This window comes from Rummeliibacillus sp. TYF005 (assembly GCF_003844195.1).
In the GTDB taxonomy this organism is placed as follows: Bacteria; Bacillota; Bacilli; order Bacillales_A; family Planococcaceae; genus Rummeliibacillus.
The window spans coordinates 43302-61180 of the sequence record NZ_ML122550.1 but is presented as its reverse complement, the minus strand read 5'-3'; the positions used below and the strand labels follow the sequence as shown (position 1 = coordinate 61180).

At 34.7% G+C, this 17879-nt stretch carries 16 protein-coding genes; 7 read left to right on the top strand and 9 right to left on the bottom strand.

From position 1 onward, the window contains the following. Nucleotides 1–32 precede the first annotated feature (32 nt). Nucleotides 33–1079 (bottom strand): acyltransferase family protein, encoded by a 1047-nt coding sequence (locus CW357_RS07425; RefSeq protein ID WP_124217723.1) that lies wholly within the window; start codon nt 1077–1079, stop codon nt 33–35. 117 nt (nt 1080–1196) lie between these two features. On the opposite strand from CW357_RS07425, the gene CW357_RS07420 reads away from it, so the two are divergent. Beyond that, complete coding sequence (locus CW357_RS07420) at nt 1197–2060, top strand: GNAT family N-acetyltransferase (protein WP_119413985.1); 864 nt, start codon at nt 1197–1199, stop codon at nt 2058–2060. Nucleotides 2061–2375: 315 nt separating this feature from the next. On the opposite strand, the gene helD is transcribed toward CW357_RS07420, so the two are convergent. Next, nucleotides 2376–4598: an RNA polymerase recycling motor HelD gene (gene helD, locus CW357_RS07415; RefSeq protein ID WP_124217722.1), complete on the bottom strand. Its 2223-nt coding sequence runs from the start codon at nt 4596–4598 to the stop codon at nt 2376–2378. A gap of 354 nt (nt 4599–4952) precedes the next feature. Here helD and CW357_RS07410 point away from each other — a divergent pair, with 354 nt between their 5' ends. Next, entirely contained in the window at nt 4953–5696 is a 744-nt protein-coding gene (locus CW357_RS07410; RefSeq protein ID WP_124217721.1) for a glycerophosphodiester phosphodiesterase, read from the top strand. A 40-nt stretch (nt 5697–5736) separates the two neighbouring features. On the opposite strand, the gene CW357_RS07405 is transcribed toward CW357_RS07410, so the two are convergent. Continuing rightward, on the bottom strand, nt 5737–6759 hold the full coding sequence (locus CW357_RS07405) for a DUF2804 domain-containing protein (RefSeq protein ID WP_124217730.1): 1023 nt from the start codon (nt 6757–6759) through the stop codon (nt 5737–5739). A 304-nt stretch (nt 6760–7063) separates the two neighbouring features. Between CW357_RS07405 and CW357_RS07400 the strand changes: the two genes are divergently transcribed. After that, nucleotides 7064–7543, top strand: coding sequence for an amidase domain-containing protein (locus CW357_RS07400; RefSeq protein ID WP_124217720.1), 480 nt, complete (start codon nt 7064–7066; stop codon nt 7541–7543). A gap of 112 nt (nt 7544–7655) precedes the next feature. Continuing rightward, entirely contained in the window at nt 7656–8234 is a 579-nt protein-coding gene (locus tag CW357_RS07395) for a nitroreductase family protein (RefSeq protein ID WP_119413990.1), read from the top strand. 83 nt (nt 8235–8317) lie between these two features. Here CW357_RS07395 and CW357_RS07390 read toward each other — a convergent pair whose 3' ends face one another. After that, complete coding sequence (locus CW357_RS07390) at nt 8318–9700, bottom strand: dipeptidase (protein ID WP_124217719.1); 1383 nt, start codon at nt 9698–9700, stop codon at nt 8318–8320. 162 nt (nt 9701–9862) lie between these two features. Between CW357_RS07390 and CW357_RS07385 the strand changes: the two genes are divergently transcribed. Together CW357_RS07385 and CW357_RS07380 are read left to right on the top strand one after the other, a co-directional pair. After that, nucleotides 9863–11110, top strand: coding sequence for a hemolysin family protein (locus CW357_RS07385; RefSeq protein ID WP_124217718.1), 1248 nt, complete (start codon nt 9863–9865; stop codon nt 11108–11110). Between the two features lie 597 nt (nt 11111–11707). Further along, the gene (locus CW357_RS07380) at nt 11708–12256 is read left to right on the top strand and encodes an RNA polymerase sigma factor (protein ID WP_124217717.1); all 549 of its coding nucleotides are present in this window, start codon (nt 11708–11710) and stop codon (nt 12254–12256) included. A gap of 209 nt (nt 12257–12465) precedes the next feature. Here the strand turns inward: CW357_RS07380 and CW357_RS07375 are convergent, their stop codons facing one another. The 5 genes from CW357_RS07375 to CW357_RS07355 form a co-directional block, all read right to left on the bottom strand. Then, on the bottom strand, nt 12466–12891 hold the full coding sequence (locus tag CW357_RS07375; protein WP_124217716.1) for a MarR family winged helix-turn-helix transcriptional regulator: 426 nt from the start codon (nt 12889–12891) through the stop codon (nt 12466–12468). Nucleotides 12892–12915: 24 nt separating this feature from the next. After that, a complete protein-coding gene (spx, locus tag CW357_RS07370) occupies nt 12916–13320 on the bottom strand; it encodes a transcriptional regulator Spx (RefSeq protein ID WP_124217715.1) in 405 nt (134 codons plus the stop codon). Nucleotides 13321–13809: 489 nt separating this feature from the next. Continuing rightward, nucleotides 13810–15372 (bottom strand): ABC-F family ATP-binding cassette domain-containing protein, encoded by a 1563-nt coding sequence (locus tag CW357_RS07365; protein WP_124217714.1) that lies wholly within the window; start codon nt 15370–15372, stop codon nt 13810–13812. Nucleotides 15373–15722: 350 nt separating this feature from the next. Continuing rightward, nucleotides 15723–15914, bottom strand: coding sequence for an SE1832 family protein (locus tag CW357_RS07360; RefSeq protein ID WP_124217713.1), 192 nt, complete (start codon nt 15912–15914; stop codon nt 15723–15725). Between the two features lie 48 nt (nt 15915–15962). Next, complete coding sequence (locus tag CW357_RS07355; protein ID WP_124217712.1) at nt 15963–17039, bottom strand: PseG/SpsG family protein; 1077 nt, start codon at nt 17037–17039, stop codon at nt 15963–15965. A 235-nt stretch (nt 17040–17274) separates the two neighbouring features. Between CW357_RS07355 and CW357_RS07350 the strand changes: the two genes are divergently transcribed. Beyond that, on the top strand, nt 17275–17838 hold the full coding sequence (locus CW357_RS07350) for an NADPH-dependent FMN reductase (RefSeq protein ID WP_124217711.1): 564 nt from the start codon (nt 17275–17277) through the stop codon (nt 17836–17838). Nucleotides 17839–17879 lie beyond the last annotated feature (41 nt).

Here is a 17879-nt window from a genome sequence, read left to right as displayed (position 1 = left end):
CGGTTAAATTTGAAAATAAATGCATGCTTGTTTTACGATCTTGCCACTTTTTTAAATCGAAAATTACCCATTAACAAAGTAGCATAAGGCATGAACCGTTGCATGAATACGGAAATGATTAGTGGGATGAATAGGCAAATCAATGTATAGCCTAACAATTCGTATTCTATAAAATCGTTTATCAATTTATCTACTGATATGTGCAGATACATAATTGTAATAGAATGCATTTCAATAAACTCCAACACCTTCAGGCGAATATACTTCGATATAAATTGGAATAGTCCAAAAATCATCACTAGAAATGCAATAGGTAGTGCGATATCTAATATTGGATGACTGTAGCGAATAAATTTCATACTAAGATGATAGTCTAATTCTTCGTTCCAGGTTAATCTCATAGCCATTATAGAAATAGATGTACATGTAATCCATAAGGGGAGTTTTATGTGTAAGAAAATTTCTTTTGCAAAATAACCGATTGCAAAATAGCCAATTGCAATGAGTACTACATCTAAGTTCCAAGGTACTAAAATAGTTTGGGATGCTTCATCGACAGACCCACCTACAATATTCACTACATAAAAACTTTCTAATTGGGCAATTATATAGCAGAGTGTAATAAATAAAACTTGGTTTATACGATTTAAATAACGGGTAACAAATAAAAATGCAATATAAGTAAAATATAATGTAGTGATAAACCAAATTACTCCGTATGAGCCACGAGCAAAACGCCCACCAAAAAGAATAGTAAGTAAATCATGTTTATAATATTCAATATCTACGTGCCCTGTCAAAAAAGCTAATCCATAGCGAAGACATGTTATGATAAATATAAAGAATATATAAGGCACTAGTAATTGTATAGATCTTTTTTTGATAGATTGAATCATAGAGGTACTAGAATCAGCTGGTCTAAAAAATAAGCCGCTAAGAACAAAAAATGCAGGCATATGGAACCAATAAATATATGTTAGTAAAGGATAATCCAGTTGTTTTGGATAATGACCTATTACTACAAGCAACATTAAAAAACCTTTTGTTGCATCGACCCAGGTTAATCTTTTTTTCGTCATTATTTTTAGCCTCCAAAGCGATATTCTATACCTTTAGTCGCATGAATAAAAGTAGGGTAAAATAATATTTTTATATCATTTATATTTCAAAACTATTACAAAACGGAGGACTTATAGTTGAATATTTATCTAATGAAAGCATCATTTCCTATGGATGAATTGACCATAAAGGAAATGATGGACATAATACAAAAAACTAAAGAGCAATATCATCAAGATATTTCGCCATTAACAAATTGCAATGATTGGGGGAATTATAAGAATATAGGTTTTGTTATTCTAGCATATAGTGAAGAAGACCAACTTTTAGGATTCATAGTGGCCAACGATTTATTTGGATTAAATACATATGAATGGACTGTAGTTGTACACCCAGAATACCGCAGAATGGGTATTGGAAGAGTGCTTGTAGATGGTTTAAAAAATGCCCTAAATGAAAGAGGAGCAACAGGCGATATGGCTGTATCCTTTGCAGATGAAGTTGGACATCAGTTTTTGCACCAACAAGGCTATGAATACAACTCTTCAGAAGCTACATTGCAAGCCCCTTCAGAAAAAAGTGAAGTTTCCAATCTTATTCATGTTCGCTTTTTTAAAGAGGAAGATAAAAATAAACTCATCCAATTAATGCACGATGGTTTTGGAGATCTGCCTGAAGAAACTGAAGAACTTATTTCACTTAATACAACGACTAAAGGTCGATCACTTTATATGGTAGAACGAAACCAAGAAATAGTTGGGACAGTTTCGTTAGTTGAAAATGAAACGGGTATATGGATTACAGCACTTACAGTAGATCCAATACTTCGTGGTCAAGGAATAGGCTCATCTATTTTACAATGGGTAAAAAACTATGCATATACATCTGACCAATACAAAGTGTTACTAGAAGTTGAAATTGATAATAACAGTGCAATTAGTGTGTACAAGAAAGCTGGATTTACACCAATAAACCAAATAGATTACTTTGTGAGAGCCTAAATACCAATACTTACAACTTTGACATCAAGGGTAAAATTTACACAAAATTAATAAATAATTGACATTTAATATGTATACTTTTTAAATAAAAAACATAATATAGAAGTGAATGATAATAGGTTTTGGAGGGGATTGAATGAGGATGCCTGCATTACCAAAGAATGAGGTTTCACAGAAAAAATTTTTCACACAATTTTTACTAAAACTCTTTAGTCGAAACTTAAGCAAAAGTCATAAGAAACGTTATTATCCAATTCCTTCTAGAAAATAAAAAAGCATGAGAACATCTTTATGGATGTTTTCATGCTTTTTTGATTAAATCAAGAGATCTTCCTTTTTAGGAGCGAGTAAATGTAATTCATGCATAGCACGAGTGATTGCAACATACAAAAGTTTACGATCAATCGGTGTATCACGGAATGGTTGGTCTACTGCTGCAATTATGACAGCATCAAATTCAAGCCCCTTTGCAAGATGACTTGGGATGATCAAAAGTGCATCTTGGTCAATTTCAGATGTCTCTGATAATGATTGCACTTTAATTGACGTTTTTTGCAATGCTTTTGTCGCCATTTTCGCTTCAATTGTTGTCTTACAAATAAGAGCAATGGAGCGATGTCCTTTACTTCCAATTTGTTCATAGATTTCAATGATTTTTGATGTATCGAACTTTTGCATTTCATGAAATGTTGGTTCATCCCCATGACGAACTACGGGTTCTACTAAAGGTAAATCTTCTTTCATTTTTTCTAAAATACGATTAGCAACAGCCATAATTTCAATTGTAGTACGATAACTTTTTTGCAATGTTTTGTAACTAGCTCTAGGGAAAAGCTCACGAACGGGTGCCCAATCTGTCAATGAACGATAGCTGTGAATCCCTTGTGCAAGGTCACCAACCATTGTGAACATATCTGTCTCAAGTCCCTCTTTTAAAGCAGCAAGCTGAAACAAGCTATAATCTTGCACTTCATCGATAAAGACTACCTTCATCTTCCATTCCTCATTGATGCCTTTAATCTTTGCATATAAATAGAAAATTGCAGCTAAATCTTCTAAAGCCCACGTTTCTTTTTTATGCATTTCTTCAAACAAATCATGTTCTTTTTTAGACCATTCCGGTGCAAGTTCTTCTTGTAAGACTCTATTCGTCAAAAATTCGCGATACAATGATTTAATCTTATACTTTTCAAACCTTTTCATATAACGAGTTACAACAGTTTTTGACTCTTTTTCTACTGCAGGAAGTCTTGCATCGCGTTCATCAATCCATTTTGTGACAACCTTTTTTCGTTTTGCGTCATCTCGAATGCCGAACAGAGCTTTATCAAGAACAGCATCATAGCGTTTTTTTAACGTATAGAGAAGTTGTTTTCGCTTTTGTCGAATATGACTTTGCATCACAGAGCGAACTTTTGCTAATCGTTTTTCTAAAGGCATGTAGTTATAATCCTCTAAAAATAGTCGACGTAAATGTGAAGCTTTTAAGATGCGGTATTTTTCAATATAAACATCTTCAAATTGATCAGCAATTGCACCTTCTAGTTTTGCTACATAGCGTGCCATTATATCTCTGTATTCGAGAGTTCCTTTCATTTTAGAAACCCATAATGTCGTTTCTTCTATTTTGTCTTGTTTTACTAAATCCTCTAGCTGCTTATTTGGATCCTGTAATTTTAGCTTTATGTGGGTAGCATTTTGTACATATTCAGCAAAAGTTGTCTGGCAAATTTGTCCGACCCCAAGTTCAGGTAAAACGTCTGCAATATAATCTATAAATAATTTATTTGGTGCTAAAATCATTAAATCTTGTGCACGGAAGTGTTCACCCATTGTATATAGAAAATAGGAGATTCTATGTAGGGCAATCGTAGTTTTACCACTACCTGCAGCCCCTTGAACAAGAATTGGCTGTTTCAAGTGTGCACGAATAACTTCGTTTTGTTCCGCTTGGATGGTGGAAACGATTTCTGTTAAGCGAACATCTGCCTTTCCAGCTAAAGCATCCTGCAAAAGTTCGTCATTTGTAGTGAGGTCAATATCACGTACTTCTAGTAATCGACCTTTTTCTATTTTATATTGACGTTTTGAGTAAAGATGACCTTTATTTTCTTCTCCATTTACTTCATAAGTTAAATCACCAAGACGTCCATCGTAATATACATTAGCAACTGGAGAACGCCAGTCTACAATAATCGGTTCTTGCGTTTCACGATCAAAAAGTGATGTTTTTCCGATATATAATTTTTCGGAAGGTTCATCTTCTTTTTGGAAATGAATACGTGCAAAGTAAGGTTTTTGACGAATAGCTTCTAATCCTTCACGTTGGTTTTTGGCCATATCAAAGAAACGAGCATTTGTTAAAATATTTTGGTAGCTTAAACTTGAATCTAAGTAATCTAAATCAGCCATTGCCGTTCGAATATTTTCTTGTGCAGTTTGAACATCTCGTTTTGATTCGTCTAATAATTTTTGCATATAGTATTTTGTATAAGCTAAATGTTGTTCTTCCTCTTTAAAATCCGGATGTTGCGTCATTAAATTTGGCCTCCTTTTTTTATCCAAATATGATGAAGTCAACTAGAGCCCAATCCTGTGGCAAAGTTGGCACTTGTACGTCCTGTATGTAGGAACCCCACTGAAGGAAGTCGCAATAAACGGGCAGTAATTCCCACCAAAGAGGGTAGGGGAATAACTGCCCATAAAAGCCCAATTGGTTCAACTAATCATCAGTGGAGATGAAGCCCACACTAATGGAAGTTTCACTTGATCCTAGGGTAATAATTATAACTATACGCTAATGCGTAGTTGATATGAAGTTTAAATATTGTATAAAATTTGCTCTAGCGATAGGATGTATTTAGTAACTAGAAAATTGCTGGAGGAAAACAAATGAAAATATTCGCGCATCGTGGTGCATCAGGTGATTATCCAGAAAATACATTACTTGCTTTTAAAGAAGCAGCGAAATTACCGATTTACGGCGTTGAACTAGATGTTCAGCGTACAAAGGATGGCGTATTGGTAATTAATCATGATGAAAAAATTGACCGTACTTCGAACGGGAAAGGTTATATTCGTGATATGACATTTGAAGAAATTCGGTCATATGATTTTGGTAAATGGAAAGGTCAGCATTTTACTGGAGAGAAAATTCCTACACTCGATGAAGTGCTTGATATTTTCAGAACAACACATCATATGATTAATATTGAATTGAAAACCGATGTATTTGAATATCCAGGTCTAGAAGATGATGTTATTGAAACAGTGAAATCACATGAGATGATGGAGCGTGTCTTATTTTCATCATTCGACCATGAAATAGTAGAACGAGTTCTTCAAAAGGCACCTACCAATGAAGTGGCTGCACTATTCATGAAAATATTAGTGAATCTAGATGCATATGGTCAAATGATTGGTACAACTGCATTGCATATTTCACTTGTTGCAGCAAAACGAGAATCTGCGAAAAAAGCCATTAATGCTGGCAATACAGTACGAGTATACACCGTTAATACAACCAATGATTACGATTTGATGGAAGAGATTGAAGTAGACGGTGTATTTACAGATTATCCAGAAAAACTGTACCGACATGCATACAGTAAAAAATACGATTGTAAAATGAACTAAAAAGTAAGAGAGGTCTAATTTAATAGACCTCTCTTACTTTTTACCACTTCGCAACATGTTCTTCTATGGTTCCTAGCAATTGTTGAATAGGCATAATAGACCCATCCTCTAATCGGATACGTCCATCATAGTAGCCGACCATTTGATGAACTGTAGATTTTATCAATTTTACATCTGTTGAGGCTTCGCGTTCAAAAAATGGTGTAAAGGTAAGGTGAACATCATCAGTGAATTTTGTATGAATATGCCAAGGTTGCATAAAGTTTTGATTATTATATTTAAAAATTACATCTTCATGGATTTTTTGCATTTTCCCATCTATAAAAAGAGCATTTTCAGTCATACCAGTTCCATCTGTCCATTGACCACCGAAATTTATAGCAATACGATGATTCCCACAACTTTGTGATGCCATGGCCCAATTCCAAATGGCTTCTCGTGGCCAAATTCCACGTCCGTAGTCCAATACTGCAAAACAATCTTCTTCATTAAAGTTGTATCGTTTATCGCCGATTTTCACATAACCACTTGTTGGTAATGAGTGGTGTTTGGCTGTAAATTGGAATGTTTGGCGATTCCATGGAATCACTACATTTAGTGATTCATCGTTTTCTGGATGTTTAATGGTTAAATCAGCATGTAAAAGATCATCATCAAAATCAGGGATTGTGACCGTCATTTGAGTTTCTCCTTGAGAGTATAATATTTGGATTTTCATATCACTATTATTTAGAGATATTGTTTCCAAAACTTTTTCGGGCATCTTTAATCGACTACCAAGAGGAATCGTAATCGTTTTTTCAAAATATCTTTGAGTTTCATATTCGAGGAAATAAACGAAACATACTGCTGCGTAATCTAAATGACTAATGGTCGCCGAGAACATAATATCGTCACCGAATATGCACCAATAATTCCATTTTTTCTTACGCATGAAATGACCCTTTAAATTGCTTTGGATAATTGGCTTTCTAGCATATCCAATAGCAGCAGGATTTAAGTTTCCTTTTTGATCGCATAATAATGTTGCTTCAACAATCTCTTTTTCAGCGTGCTGAGTCAATTCAAACATCCTTTCAAACAAAAATAAGAGATACAACTTAGTTGTTTTTATTGTACCAAAAATTATGTGATTTTTGTCACTTCATCATGGAAAAATGAAGAATTGTGTTCTTTAATAATTTTGAGTTTATATTATTGACATAATTGGATATAAATATATAAATATTTACCAAATAAAGTAAATGTAATCATACGAAATCTATATAATATTTCTTTTGATCTTTCTAATGATATCGGTTTTCTTTAAAGGATAAGTAGCAAATAGTGCTGTTTTTACATAAGGTAAGAACAGGAGGTTTTGGGCTATGTATAATAGGAAAGCGGCAGTTGAATATGCTAATCGTTGGTGGAACAGTTTCAATCCTGCTTTTCCAAAATTCGATGATGATTGCACAAATTACATTTCACAATGTTTATTGGCAGGTGGAGCTCCTATGACGGGTGCACCTAATCGTGCTAAGGGTTGGTGGATCAAAGGTGGAACTTGGAGTTATAGCTGGACGACATCAAATGCGCTCCGTTGGTATTTAGAAACGGCTAAAACAGGATTAGTCGGAAAACGAGTGGATAGTGTCAGTGAATTACAGTTAGGGGATTTAATCTTTTTAGATTTTGATGGTGACGGTAAAATTAATCATACCTTAATCATAACAAGTATTGTTAAGGGTGTACCATACGTGAATGCACATACAACGAACAGTTATCATCGATTATGGACATATGAAGATTCAAGTGCATATACACCTAATATAAAATATTACTTTTTCAAAATAGATGTCATATAACCTTGCAGTTATGTTCTTTTATATTTTAGAAAGATTGTGGTAAGGTTGATTTTAGTAATATACATACCAGGTATATTCTATGTAAATTGTGATTGTATTAGGAGTGATTATGATGAACGAACAATCTTTATCTGTTGAAGAAGCTATCCGTGGTCGTCGTTCTATTAAAATGTTTAATGGTCAACCAGTAGATCGTGAAGATTTAATGGAAATCATTGATATTGCAGTATGGGCGCCAAATCATGGTAATCGTCAACCATGGCGAATTGTATTAGCTAGTGGCTCTGAATTAGATGAATTGAAAGATTTAATCCGTGAATATGCAGTGCCAGATTGGAAAGAGCTATCTGAAGAAGTACTTGCGAAGAAAATGCAAAAATTCGTAACCCCGGGTGCTTATGCATTTGTCATTGTACCTCAAGACGTTCGCCAAAAAGAACGTTATGAAGATTTTGCAGCAGCAAGTGGCTTTATCCAAAACATTCAATTATTAGCATGGGACCGTGGAATCGGTGCATGTTGGAAAACACCAAACTGGATTGATAATCCAAAATTCCGTGATGCACTAGGTGTAAAACCAGAAGAACGAATTATCAGCATGCTTCAATTTGGTTATTTTGATACAATTCCTAAAGAAAAACCACGTAAATCTGCTGAAGAAATTGTTACTAACTTTGGTGAAAAGGAATAATTGTGAAGGTATTTTTTTCACCCTTCCTTTTAAGCTAAAAAAACCGGAATTCCTATTAATAGGAATTCCGGTTTTTTTAGAATCTATTTTGATAAATTGGCGATTTCGTAATAGTAATCACTAATAACACGAAGTCCTTTATCAAAGTTTTCTAAGTGGAAATGTTCGTTTGGTGCATGGAAGTTTTCTGTTGATAAGGCAAAGCCCATCATGATAACAGGCACCTCTAGGATTTCGTCAAATGTAGCTACGATTGGAATAGAACCACCTGCACGAATATAGGCTGTTTTTGTGTCATATTGAGTTTCATATGAACGACCAGCAGCTTGAATATATGGATGATCAAGCGGAGTGATAAAAGGTTTCCCTTTATCGAAATCAGTTACTGTAATGTCCACACCAGCTGGTTTATGTTTTTCAATATGTGCACGTAATTGTTCAACAATTTCGTAAGGGTCTTGATCAGGAACTAAGCGACAAGTAATTTTTGCTCCAGCAGTTGCAGGAAGAACTGTTTTAATACCTTCACCTGAGAAGCCGCCAAATACACCGTTTACTTCTAAAGTTGGACGAGCCCATGTGCGTTCAAGGTAAGTGTAACCTTCTTCGCCATATAATTCTTTGACACCAGCTTCTTCTTTAATGCCTTCTTCGTCAAAATCTAATGCTTCATAAGCTGCTTTTTCTTCAGCTGTAATTGGACGGACTTTATCGTAGAAACCGTCTACCGCAATCGTGCCATGTTCATCGTGGAATGAAGATAGAATATCAGCTAATGCATGGATTGGGTTTTGGACACCGCCACCATAAATACCTGAGTGAAGATCTCCTTTAGCAGCACGAACGTCAATTTGAACACCTGTTAATCCGCGTAATGCGTAGCATACTGCTGGACGACCTGGTGCATAAAGACTTGTATCTGAGATTAATACTAAGTCTGTTGCAAGATCTTCTTTATGAGCTTCAACAAACTCAGGAAGATGTACACTTCCGATTTCTTCTTCACCTTCGATTAAGAATTTTACGTTAACAGGTAGTTCACCATTTTCTTTCATCAAACCTTCAATTACTTTTACATGCATGAACACTTGTCCTTTATCATCGCTTGATCCGCGTGCATATAAAATATTGTCACGAATTTCAGGTTTAAAAGGTTCGCTATCCCATAATTCCAAAGGATCTACAGGTTGAACATCATAGTGACCATAAACTAATACAGTTGGTTTTCCTTCAGCGTGTAACCAATCCGCTGTTACAACTGGATGACCAGCCGTCTCATTGATTTGAATGTTTTCAAGACCAGCTCTCTTCATAGACTCTCCAAGAAAATTAGCTGCCTTTTTCATATCTTCTTTGTGCTCAGATAAAGAACTGATGCTCGCAATAGATAAAAATTGTTTCATCTCATCAAGATGTTCATCTCGATGTTTAGTAAAGTAAGTGTCTAATGCTTCTAATTGACTCACTTAAATCCCTCATTTCAGTATTTCGATAATAGAATTATTATACCATAGCCATCTATTTATATAGAAAACACAAGGTTTCCAAAATACAGAGTTCACTAAAATATGGTATATTATGAAGTGTAATATTGGAACGGATTTTAAAGTTTTGTGGGAGGAATATAGTTGGAATTTATTGGATTAATAATATGTTTGCTCATATCATTTTTCTTTTCAGGAAGTGAAACAGCTTTAACAGCTATTAATAGGATGAAGGTTCAATTGAGAGCAAATCAAGGGGACCGTATGTCTCAAAAATTGAACCTTTTGCTTACTCAATCAGACCGTATGATTACGACGATATTAATCGTCAATAATACCGTTAATATTTTGATGCCGACATTATTGACAATCATTGCTTTAAGACATAATTGGCAAGTTTCAGTGGCTACGACGATTTTAACGATTATTATTATAATATTTGGGGAAGTCCTACCAAAAACAATTGCTGTTACATTTGCTGATCGACTTGCATATGTTGTTGCTCCAGTCATTGCGTTTTTTGTAAGAATTCTTACACCAATCACATGGATTGTACAAGGATTTACAAATTTGTTTATCCGTATTCTTTCAAATGGTACAGTAACTGAAGCAACTTTAACAAAAGAAGAGTTAAGAGGTATGGTTGACGTTGCTTCTACGGAAGGTACATTTGATGAGAGTGAATCTGATCGTTTGAAAGAAATGTTGGATTTTCCGGATAAGGACGTATCTGATGTAATGGGGACACATCGTACAGATGTAATAGGATTAACCATTGATGCTACTTATGATGAAGTACGAAATACAATTTTAGAGTATTCATTTACTCGCTATCCTGTTTATGAAGAAAGTTTGGACAATGTAGTAGGGATGTTCTATTCAAAGAAATTCGTGGAATGGTCATTAAATCCTTCGAAGAAGTTAGTTGATTTTATCGATGAAGACCCATTATTTGTAGTTTCAACTGTAAGCATTGAGAAAGTGTTTACTTTAATGCTTACACAGAAGAAACATTTAGCTATCGTATTAGATGAATATGGCGGTACACTTGGAATCGTTTCACATGAAGATATTATTGAAGAAATGATTGGGCTAGAAATTGAAGATGAATCTGATGAGGAAGAAGAGTCGCTCGTTTATGAACTAACAGAAGATACACTAGTCTGTCATGGACGATTAGAAATTGAAGAAGCCAATGAAATCTTCCATGTGGACATCCCTCAAGATCACGAAACAGTTGGGGGATTTGTACTGGAGCAAAGTTTGCATATTCCCGAACCTGGTGAAACTTTTGACTTTGAAAACCTCCACATTATTGTAAATGAGGTCGATGATAATCGAATTATAAAATTGACGATAACAAAGCAACCTTTTGAAGAGCAAGAGGAGTAAGCTATTATAAAAAGTATTATAGCCTAAAGCATATGAAAATATTGCTTTAGGCTTTTTTATCGTAAAGTGCAAAGGATCAAATTAACAGAAACTAAGTTTGAGCGTGAGTTGTGATAAAAGGAGCGTGAGTTGTGATAAATGAAGCCTGAGTTGTGATAAAAGGAGCGTGAGTTGTGATAAAGAAACTGAGTTGTGATAAAGGGAGCGTGAGTTGTGATAAATGAAGCCTGAGTTGTGATAAAAGGAGCGTGAGTTGTGATAAAGAAACTGAGTTGTGATAAATGAAGTCCGAGTTGTGATAAAGGGAGCGTGAGTTGTGATAAATGAAGCCTGAGTTGTGATAAAGGGAGCGTGAGTTGTGATAAAGAAACTGAGTTGTGATAAATGAAGCGTGAGTTGTGACAAAGGGAGCCCGAGTTGTGATAAAGCCTATGCCTGTTGATCTTCATTTCATTCAAAAAAACATTTATTACACATATGTTTGTCAAACCTTACACGAATGTAATGTAATTGAAAGTTAATCCGATAGAGTGAAAGCTTTGTTTTTGCGAAAATAGGTTTATCAAAGCAAGACGATAAACCGGAGGATATTTAAAGATGAATACTACACTTGAAAATGTTTATGAAGAATATAATCGTTATATATATCACTTATGCTTAAAATTAACGCGCAACAGAGCAGAGGCTGAAGACCTCATGCAAGAAGTTTGGGTAAAAGTTGTCCGTTACGAATCTTATGTTGCAGAAGTTGAACATGTAAAAGCATGGCTTACTACTATTTGTATGAATACATTCCGCGACCGCTATCGCAAAAATGTTCGTCGTAGCAAATATATGATGAGCCAACCTGAAACATTAGACGTGCCAGTACTAGATTTGGTTCCCAATAATGATCCTTCTACAGAAACAGTTGTAGAACAAGAAGCCGTTTCAAAAATTGTTCAAGAAAAGATTAATCAACTTGATAGTATCTATCGCAATACGCTTTTATATTTCTATGTCAACCAATATTCTTTAGTAGAGATTGCTGAATTGATGAAAGTATCTATTGGTACAGTGAAATCTCGTCTATTCCGTGCAAAACAACGTTTAAAAGATATTATGATGTCTGATGCAACTTCAAAAGAAGTCATATTACCCGCATAATCATTACTATCAATCTAATCACAGCATCAGACAGTCTATGCAGAGGTTGTTGGCTGAGATGAAGATGTAGCATGAAAAAGAGGCTGTCCCATAAGTAGAAAACTTATGGAACAGCCTCTTTCTCTTTCTCTATAATAATATCCGTCATGAAATATTGTTTCCGCGGTGGTAGATTTGGATTCCGCCACCGAATTTGTTTGCTTTAAAAATTACCCAAGTAAGCATTTAGAGAAAATAATTTTTAAAGACTGAATCTCATCTTCTGTAAGCATGCCAAACATACGATCAACAATGCTATTAATATGTTCATGGGCAGCCTCTAAAAGTTCATGTCCTGCATCAGTAATTTCCAGTTGAGAAGCGCGACGATCGGTTGGATTTTGTGTTTTGTTAATATAACCAGCTTTCGTCAACTTTGTAGTGAGTACAGTAACACCACCTGTAGTGACGTGGAGTCTTTCTGCTAAAGAAGATGGACGCATTGGCCCTTCTGATTCAAGTATATCGAGTATGAAGATGTGCGTTTTAGACAATCCCATCGTATTGTGGCTATTCCACTCATTTGCCCATTTTCTTTCTAATGAAGATACAACTTCAAAAAGGGAAGTAATCTTTTCTCTTCTTGCCTCATTCATAATTTTCATCTCCAAAATGTATCATTAGCTTTCATACGATAAACGTTGCATTTCATACAATTCATAAGCACGAACTTTACGAGGGATAAAGCGACGAATATCCATTTCGTTATAACCAACTTGAAGTCGTTTTTCATCTAATAGAATTGGGCTACGTAGCATTTTTGGATGATCTTTTACAATATCATAAAGTTCTTGTATAGATAATTGTTCAACATCACAATGTAGGTTTTTATAATCCTTGGAATTCTTTGAGATGATTTCATCTGTACCATCTTCAGTCATACTTAAAATACGTTTGAATTCAGAAAGTGTTAGAGGTTCGGAAGTAATACGTTTCTCTTTATAAGAGATATCATTATCACGTAGCCATTGTAAAGCTTTTTTAGATGAAGTACAGCTTGTTTGAGTATAAATTGTAACTGTCATATAGATTCCTACTTTCTTTATTCATATTATATTTATATCTTACCAGTAAGATATAAATAAATCAATGAAAAAGTGAGAAAAAATGAGTATGATTAATGAAAAAAAGAGCGAATTCAAGAAATGTTCACTTTTTCATAAAAAACATCACTGTACTAATTTGATGTAGTGATGTTTTGAGTTTAGATTAGTTTATATATCTTTTTTGAAATTGCCACCTTGAATTTCAGTCATGTAACTGAATGCCAAGAATGCTTTGGATAGACAGCTTATACAAAACTATAGCGAAATTATAAAAGAAGCAAAAATGAAAGTTAAAATATTGAGAAGTTTATTGAGAAACTTACCGGGCACTCCGCGGAAAGCTTTCACCTAATACGGAAAACTATTTGTAAATATAAAAAGTACAATTCAAAATTAGTTTTGAATTGTACTTTTTTACTTTTAATAAAGCATTTTAAATTATTAATGACTAAACGAGTAACGTGAAAATTATTGATGTCCTTGAGCAAACCATTCTGCGACATTCCAAACTTTCGTGACAAGTCCATCGTAGAATTCTGGTTCGTGACTGACTAATACGATGGTTCCTTTGTATTCTTTCATGGCACGTTTTAGCTCTTCTTTTGCATCGACATCTAAATGGTTCGTCGGTTCATCGAATAGCATCCAGTTACTTTCTTCCATCATTAGTTTACATAAACGAACTTTTGCTTGTTCTCCACCACTTAATTGGTTTAGTGGACGAGATATATGTTCATTTTTTAATCCAGTTTTTGCAAGTAAGGCACGCACAGTAGCTTGTTCTAAAGCAGGGAAGGCGTTCCATACATCATCAATTGGTGTGATGGACCCGGCTTTTACTTCTTGTTCGAAATATGATGGGAATAAGAAATCGCCTCGTTCGACTTTACCGCCAAGTGCAGGGATTTTACCTAGCATTGTTTTTAATAAGGTAGATTTACCAATTCCGTTCATCCCAACGAGAGCAATTTTTTCGCCACGTTCAATCTGGAACGTAAGTGGTGGAAGTAGTGGCTTGTCCTTGTCATAACCAATTAGTAAATTCTCAGCTTCTACTATATAGCGACTAGAGCTACGAGATTCTTTGAAGGAGAATTGTGGTTTTGCAGCTGTTTCAGGACGGTCAATTCTTTCCATACGATCCAATTGTTTTTGACGAGATTTTGCACGACCTGTAGTAGAGAAACGAGCTTTATTTTTGGCGATAAACGTTTCTTGTTTTTTGATAAATTCCTGTTGTTTTTCATAAGCATCGATATGCTGACGTTTGTTTATTTCTGCAAGCTCTAGGAATTTTTCGTAAGTAGCTGTATAACGAGTTAGTTTTGAAAATTCTAAATGGAAAATAACATCTACTACTCCATTCATAAATTCCGTATCATGTGAGATTAATAAAAAGGCATGTGGGTAACCTTTTAAATAATTACTTAACCAAGTAATATGTTCTTCATCTAAATAGTTGGTAGGTTCGTCTAATAGTAAAACTTTTGGTTTTTCTAATAGAAGTTTTGCTAATAATAGTTTTGTACGTTGACCACCTGAAAGGGCAGTAACGTCACGATCTAAACCGATGGCATCCAGGCCAAGACCACGTGCAACTTCCTCAATTTTTATATCTAATGTATAGAAATCGCCTGCATCCAAGGCATCTTGAATAACAGCCATGTCTTCAAGTAAATTTTCCAATTCCTCAGGTGTAGCATCTGCCATTTTAGCAGTAATTTCGTTCAACTCTTCTTCCTTTTTATATAAAGGTAAGAAAGCATCTCGTAATGTATCACGTATTGTCTTTCCAGGTGTTAATACTGCATGTTGATCTAAATAACCATAATGTGTACCTGGTAGCCATTCAACACGACCAGTATCGTGGATCAGTTCACCCGTTAGAATGTGCATTAATGTTGATTTACCAACACCATTTGCTCCAACAAGACCAACATGTTCTCCTTCTACAATACGAAATGATACATCTTTAAAAAGGGTACGATCGCCAAAAGTATGGCCTAAATTTTCAACTGTTAATATACTCATTGATTTTGGGTCCTCCGTATCCATGCATGAAGTACGCATGGGTAGTGTAATTAGTGGTGTATTTGGTGACAAGTATCTATCCCGCTTTAACCGGCAGTAAGGCATCCACCTCAAGAGTGAGAAAAATGAAAAAGATAGGTGGGTGATATTTGCTCGTAAAAGCCTGATTGGTTCAACTAACAACAAGAGTGGATGGTGCCAACTAAAAAAGCCACGTCTGTTACAACGTTGGCATTAGTACTTCCGTACGTTGGAAAACATCTACTTATGGAAGTTTCACCTTATTAAAGAGAATTTGTTATAGAGTTAGTTTTTAGCACAGTAAAAGCGCCTTTAGGTGGGTAGGCGCTTTAGGATTCATAAGCTTTTAACTGATTGTTCAATTCAGCTAGTTGTTTTTCCATATCTGAAAGACGTTGTTCAGCTTTTTCAATAAGCTCAGGATATCCTGTAGATTCTAATTTTTCAATATCACCTTGTTGGCGAATATAATCGCTTTTTAGCTCGGCAATTTGGTATAGTAATTCATCTTTTGTTGGCATGACAAATCTCCTTTGTGGATAAGATATCAATTATGTTTCATCTTTTTGTTATTGTATCATACCACTTGTTTTCTTGGCTTGTTCTTCAACTAAAAAAGCAGTTGATTTTGCTGGGCTAGCGATGAAACTTTTTAATAATGACTGAATGTATTGGTTGTTACGATTTAAATCAATATTAAGTTGCTTGCGAATAGCATGTTCACACCTTGCTTCATGTAGGAGATATTCCATCACTGCGTTCTGCAAGATGGATTGCTTTAGCTTTTTACCTAACCCTAGATTGATAAAACCATTTGTTTCGGTAGGAAAGATATGTTGCATATCCAGCTCATCCTGGCAAGTGACAATACATGGAATACCGATTGTAGCTACTTTATAGGGTGTATATTTTGCACCGCAAATTACAATATCTGCCACTTCTAATAATTCATAGATGGCGTTGTCTTTTTGAATTACTTTAATATTTTTTCGGCTAAGAGCCATTAGTTTTAGTTCATCCACATCATGTGCATAACTCATTTGCACAATAACTGAAACTTTTATAGGGATTTGCAATTGTAACAAATGACGTAGAACACGATAACTTGTATTGTCTGGATCGGAACCTTCAATCGCTACAACAATATGGGGCTTATCTGATAAATTATGTGTACTTTTCGATATTGCCTGTAATTGTTTTGGCACAACATAAGAAGAAGGGCCAACTAAAAAATGAGGTAATAATTTTTCACGTTTTTCTTGGTACAACGTATGGAAAACACAATCGGCTGATGAACCACCTTCTCCAAAATCATCAAAATGGAGAATTGTTGGGATAAACGTTTTTAAGTGATCAATTAAAGGTAATTCAGTGCTCCCTGCATCATGAATAAGTAAATCAGGTGAGAGCTTTGAAAGTTCTGCTATTAATTGTTTATCATTTTTATACACAATCGGTGTAATGCCTTTTTGTTTTAAAAAATTTAGAGCGTGTTCGTCATGTCTAACGAGTATTTCAGTTTGCTGTTTGTCGAACATCGCAGAGAGCGTAATAATTCTTTCAATTGGGTAAAGATTATAGCAAGGAGTCACAGCTCCTACAAAGACTGTCTTTTTATTTGTTTCCTCATTGTTTTGATATTTCATATATCTCCATCCTTTCCGCTGCTCTTTTCAATTTATGGGATGAAGAGGTGTAATATGTATAAAATCGTATCGAAACTATAAAACTCTAGGAATTATAAGGATTCTATAAAATTAAAGGTGATTTTATTTTTCCGTCAAAAGACTGATTTATGCTTATTTTAAGCATGGTACCATATGAGATACTTCCGCATTTGTTACAATAACTCTAGGAATTCTGAATTGGAGGAAACATCATATGAAGATTTTACTTCTTGATGGCACCATTATTGGTAGAAAAACGGGTGCTATTTTAGAGCAAGTTGAACAATATATAAAAGAATTTGATACTAATTTAGAAATTGAACAATTACATTTAGCCGAATTCGATCATCAATTTGTAGATGGTCGTCCGTTTGATCAATATAATAACGATATGAAAAAATTAGTTAAAACTATTGAAGAAGCAGATGGATATATCTTGGCAACACCCATTTTCCAAGGGTCAATACCTGGGGTTTTAAAGAATACATTTGACTTCCTTCACCCAAAAGCTCTGAGATACAAACCAGTTTCAATCGTCGCAAACGGTGGTACTTATCAACACCATTTAGTAGTAGAAAATCAATTAAAACCAATCCTTGACTATTTCCGTGCATTAGTTACACCAAACTATGTATATACACATGCTGGACATTTTGATAAAGAAAACAAAATTATTGATGAAAACGTTCATGAACGTCTTCGTGAAATGGCACGTGTATTCGTAAAATATTGTGAACTAAGCAAAAATTTACCTAAAGAAACAATTGACCAACACTAGACATTTTAGAAAAGTAAAAGAACTGTCTCGATGTAAATTAT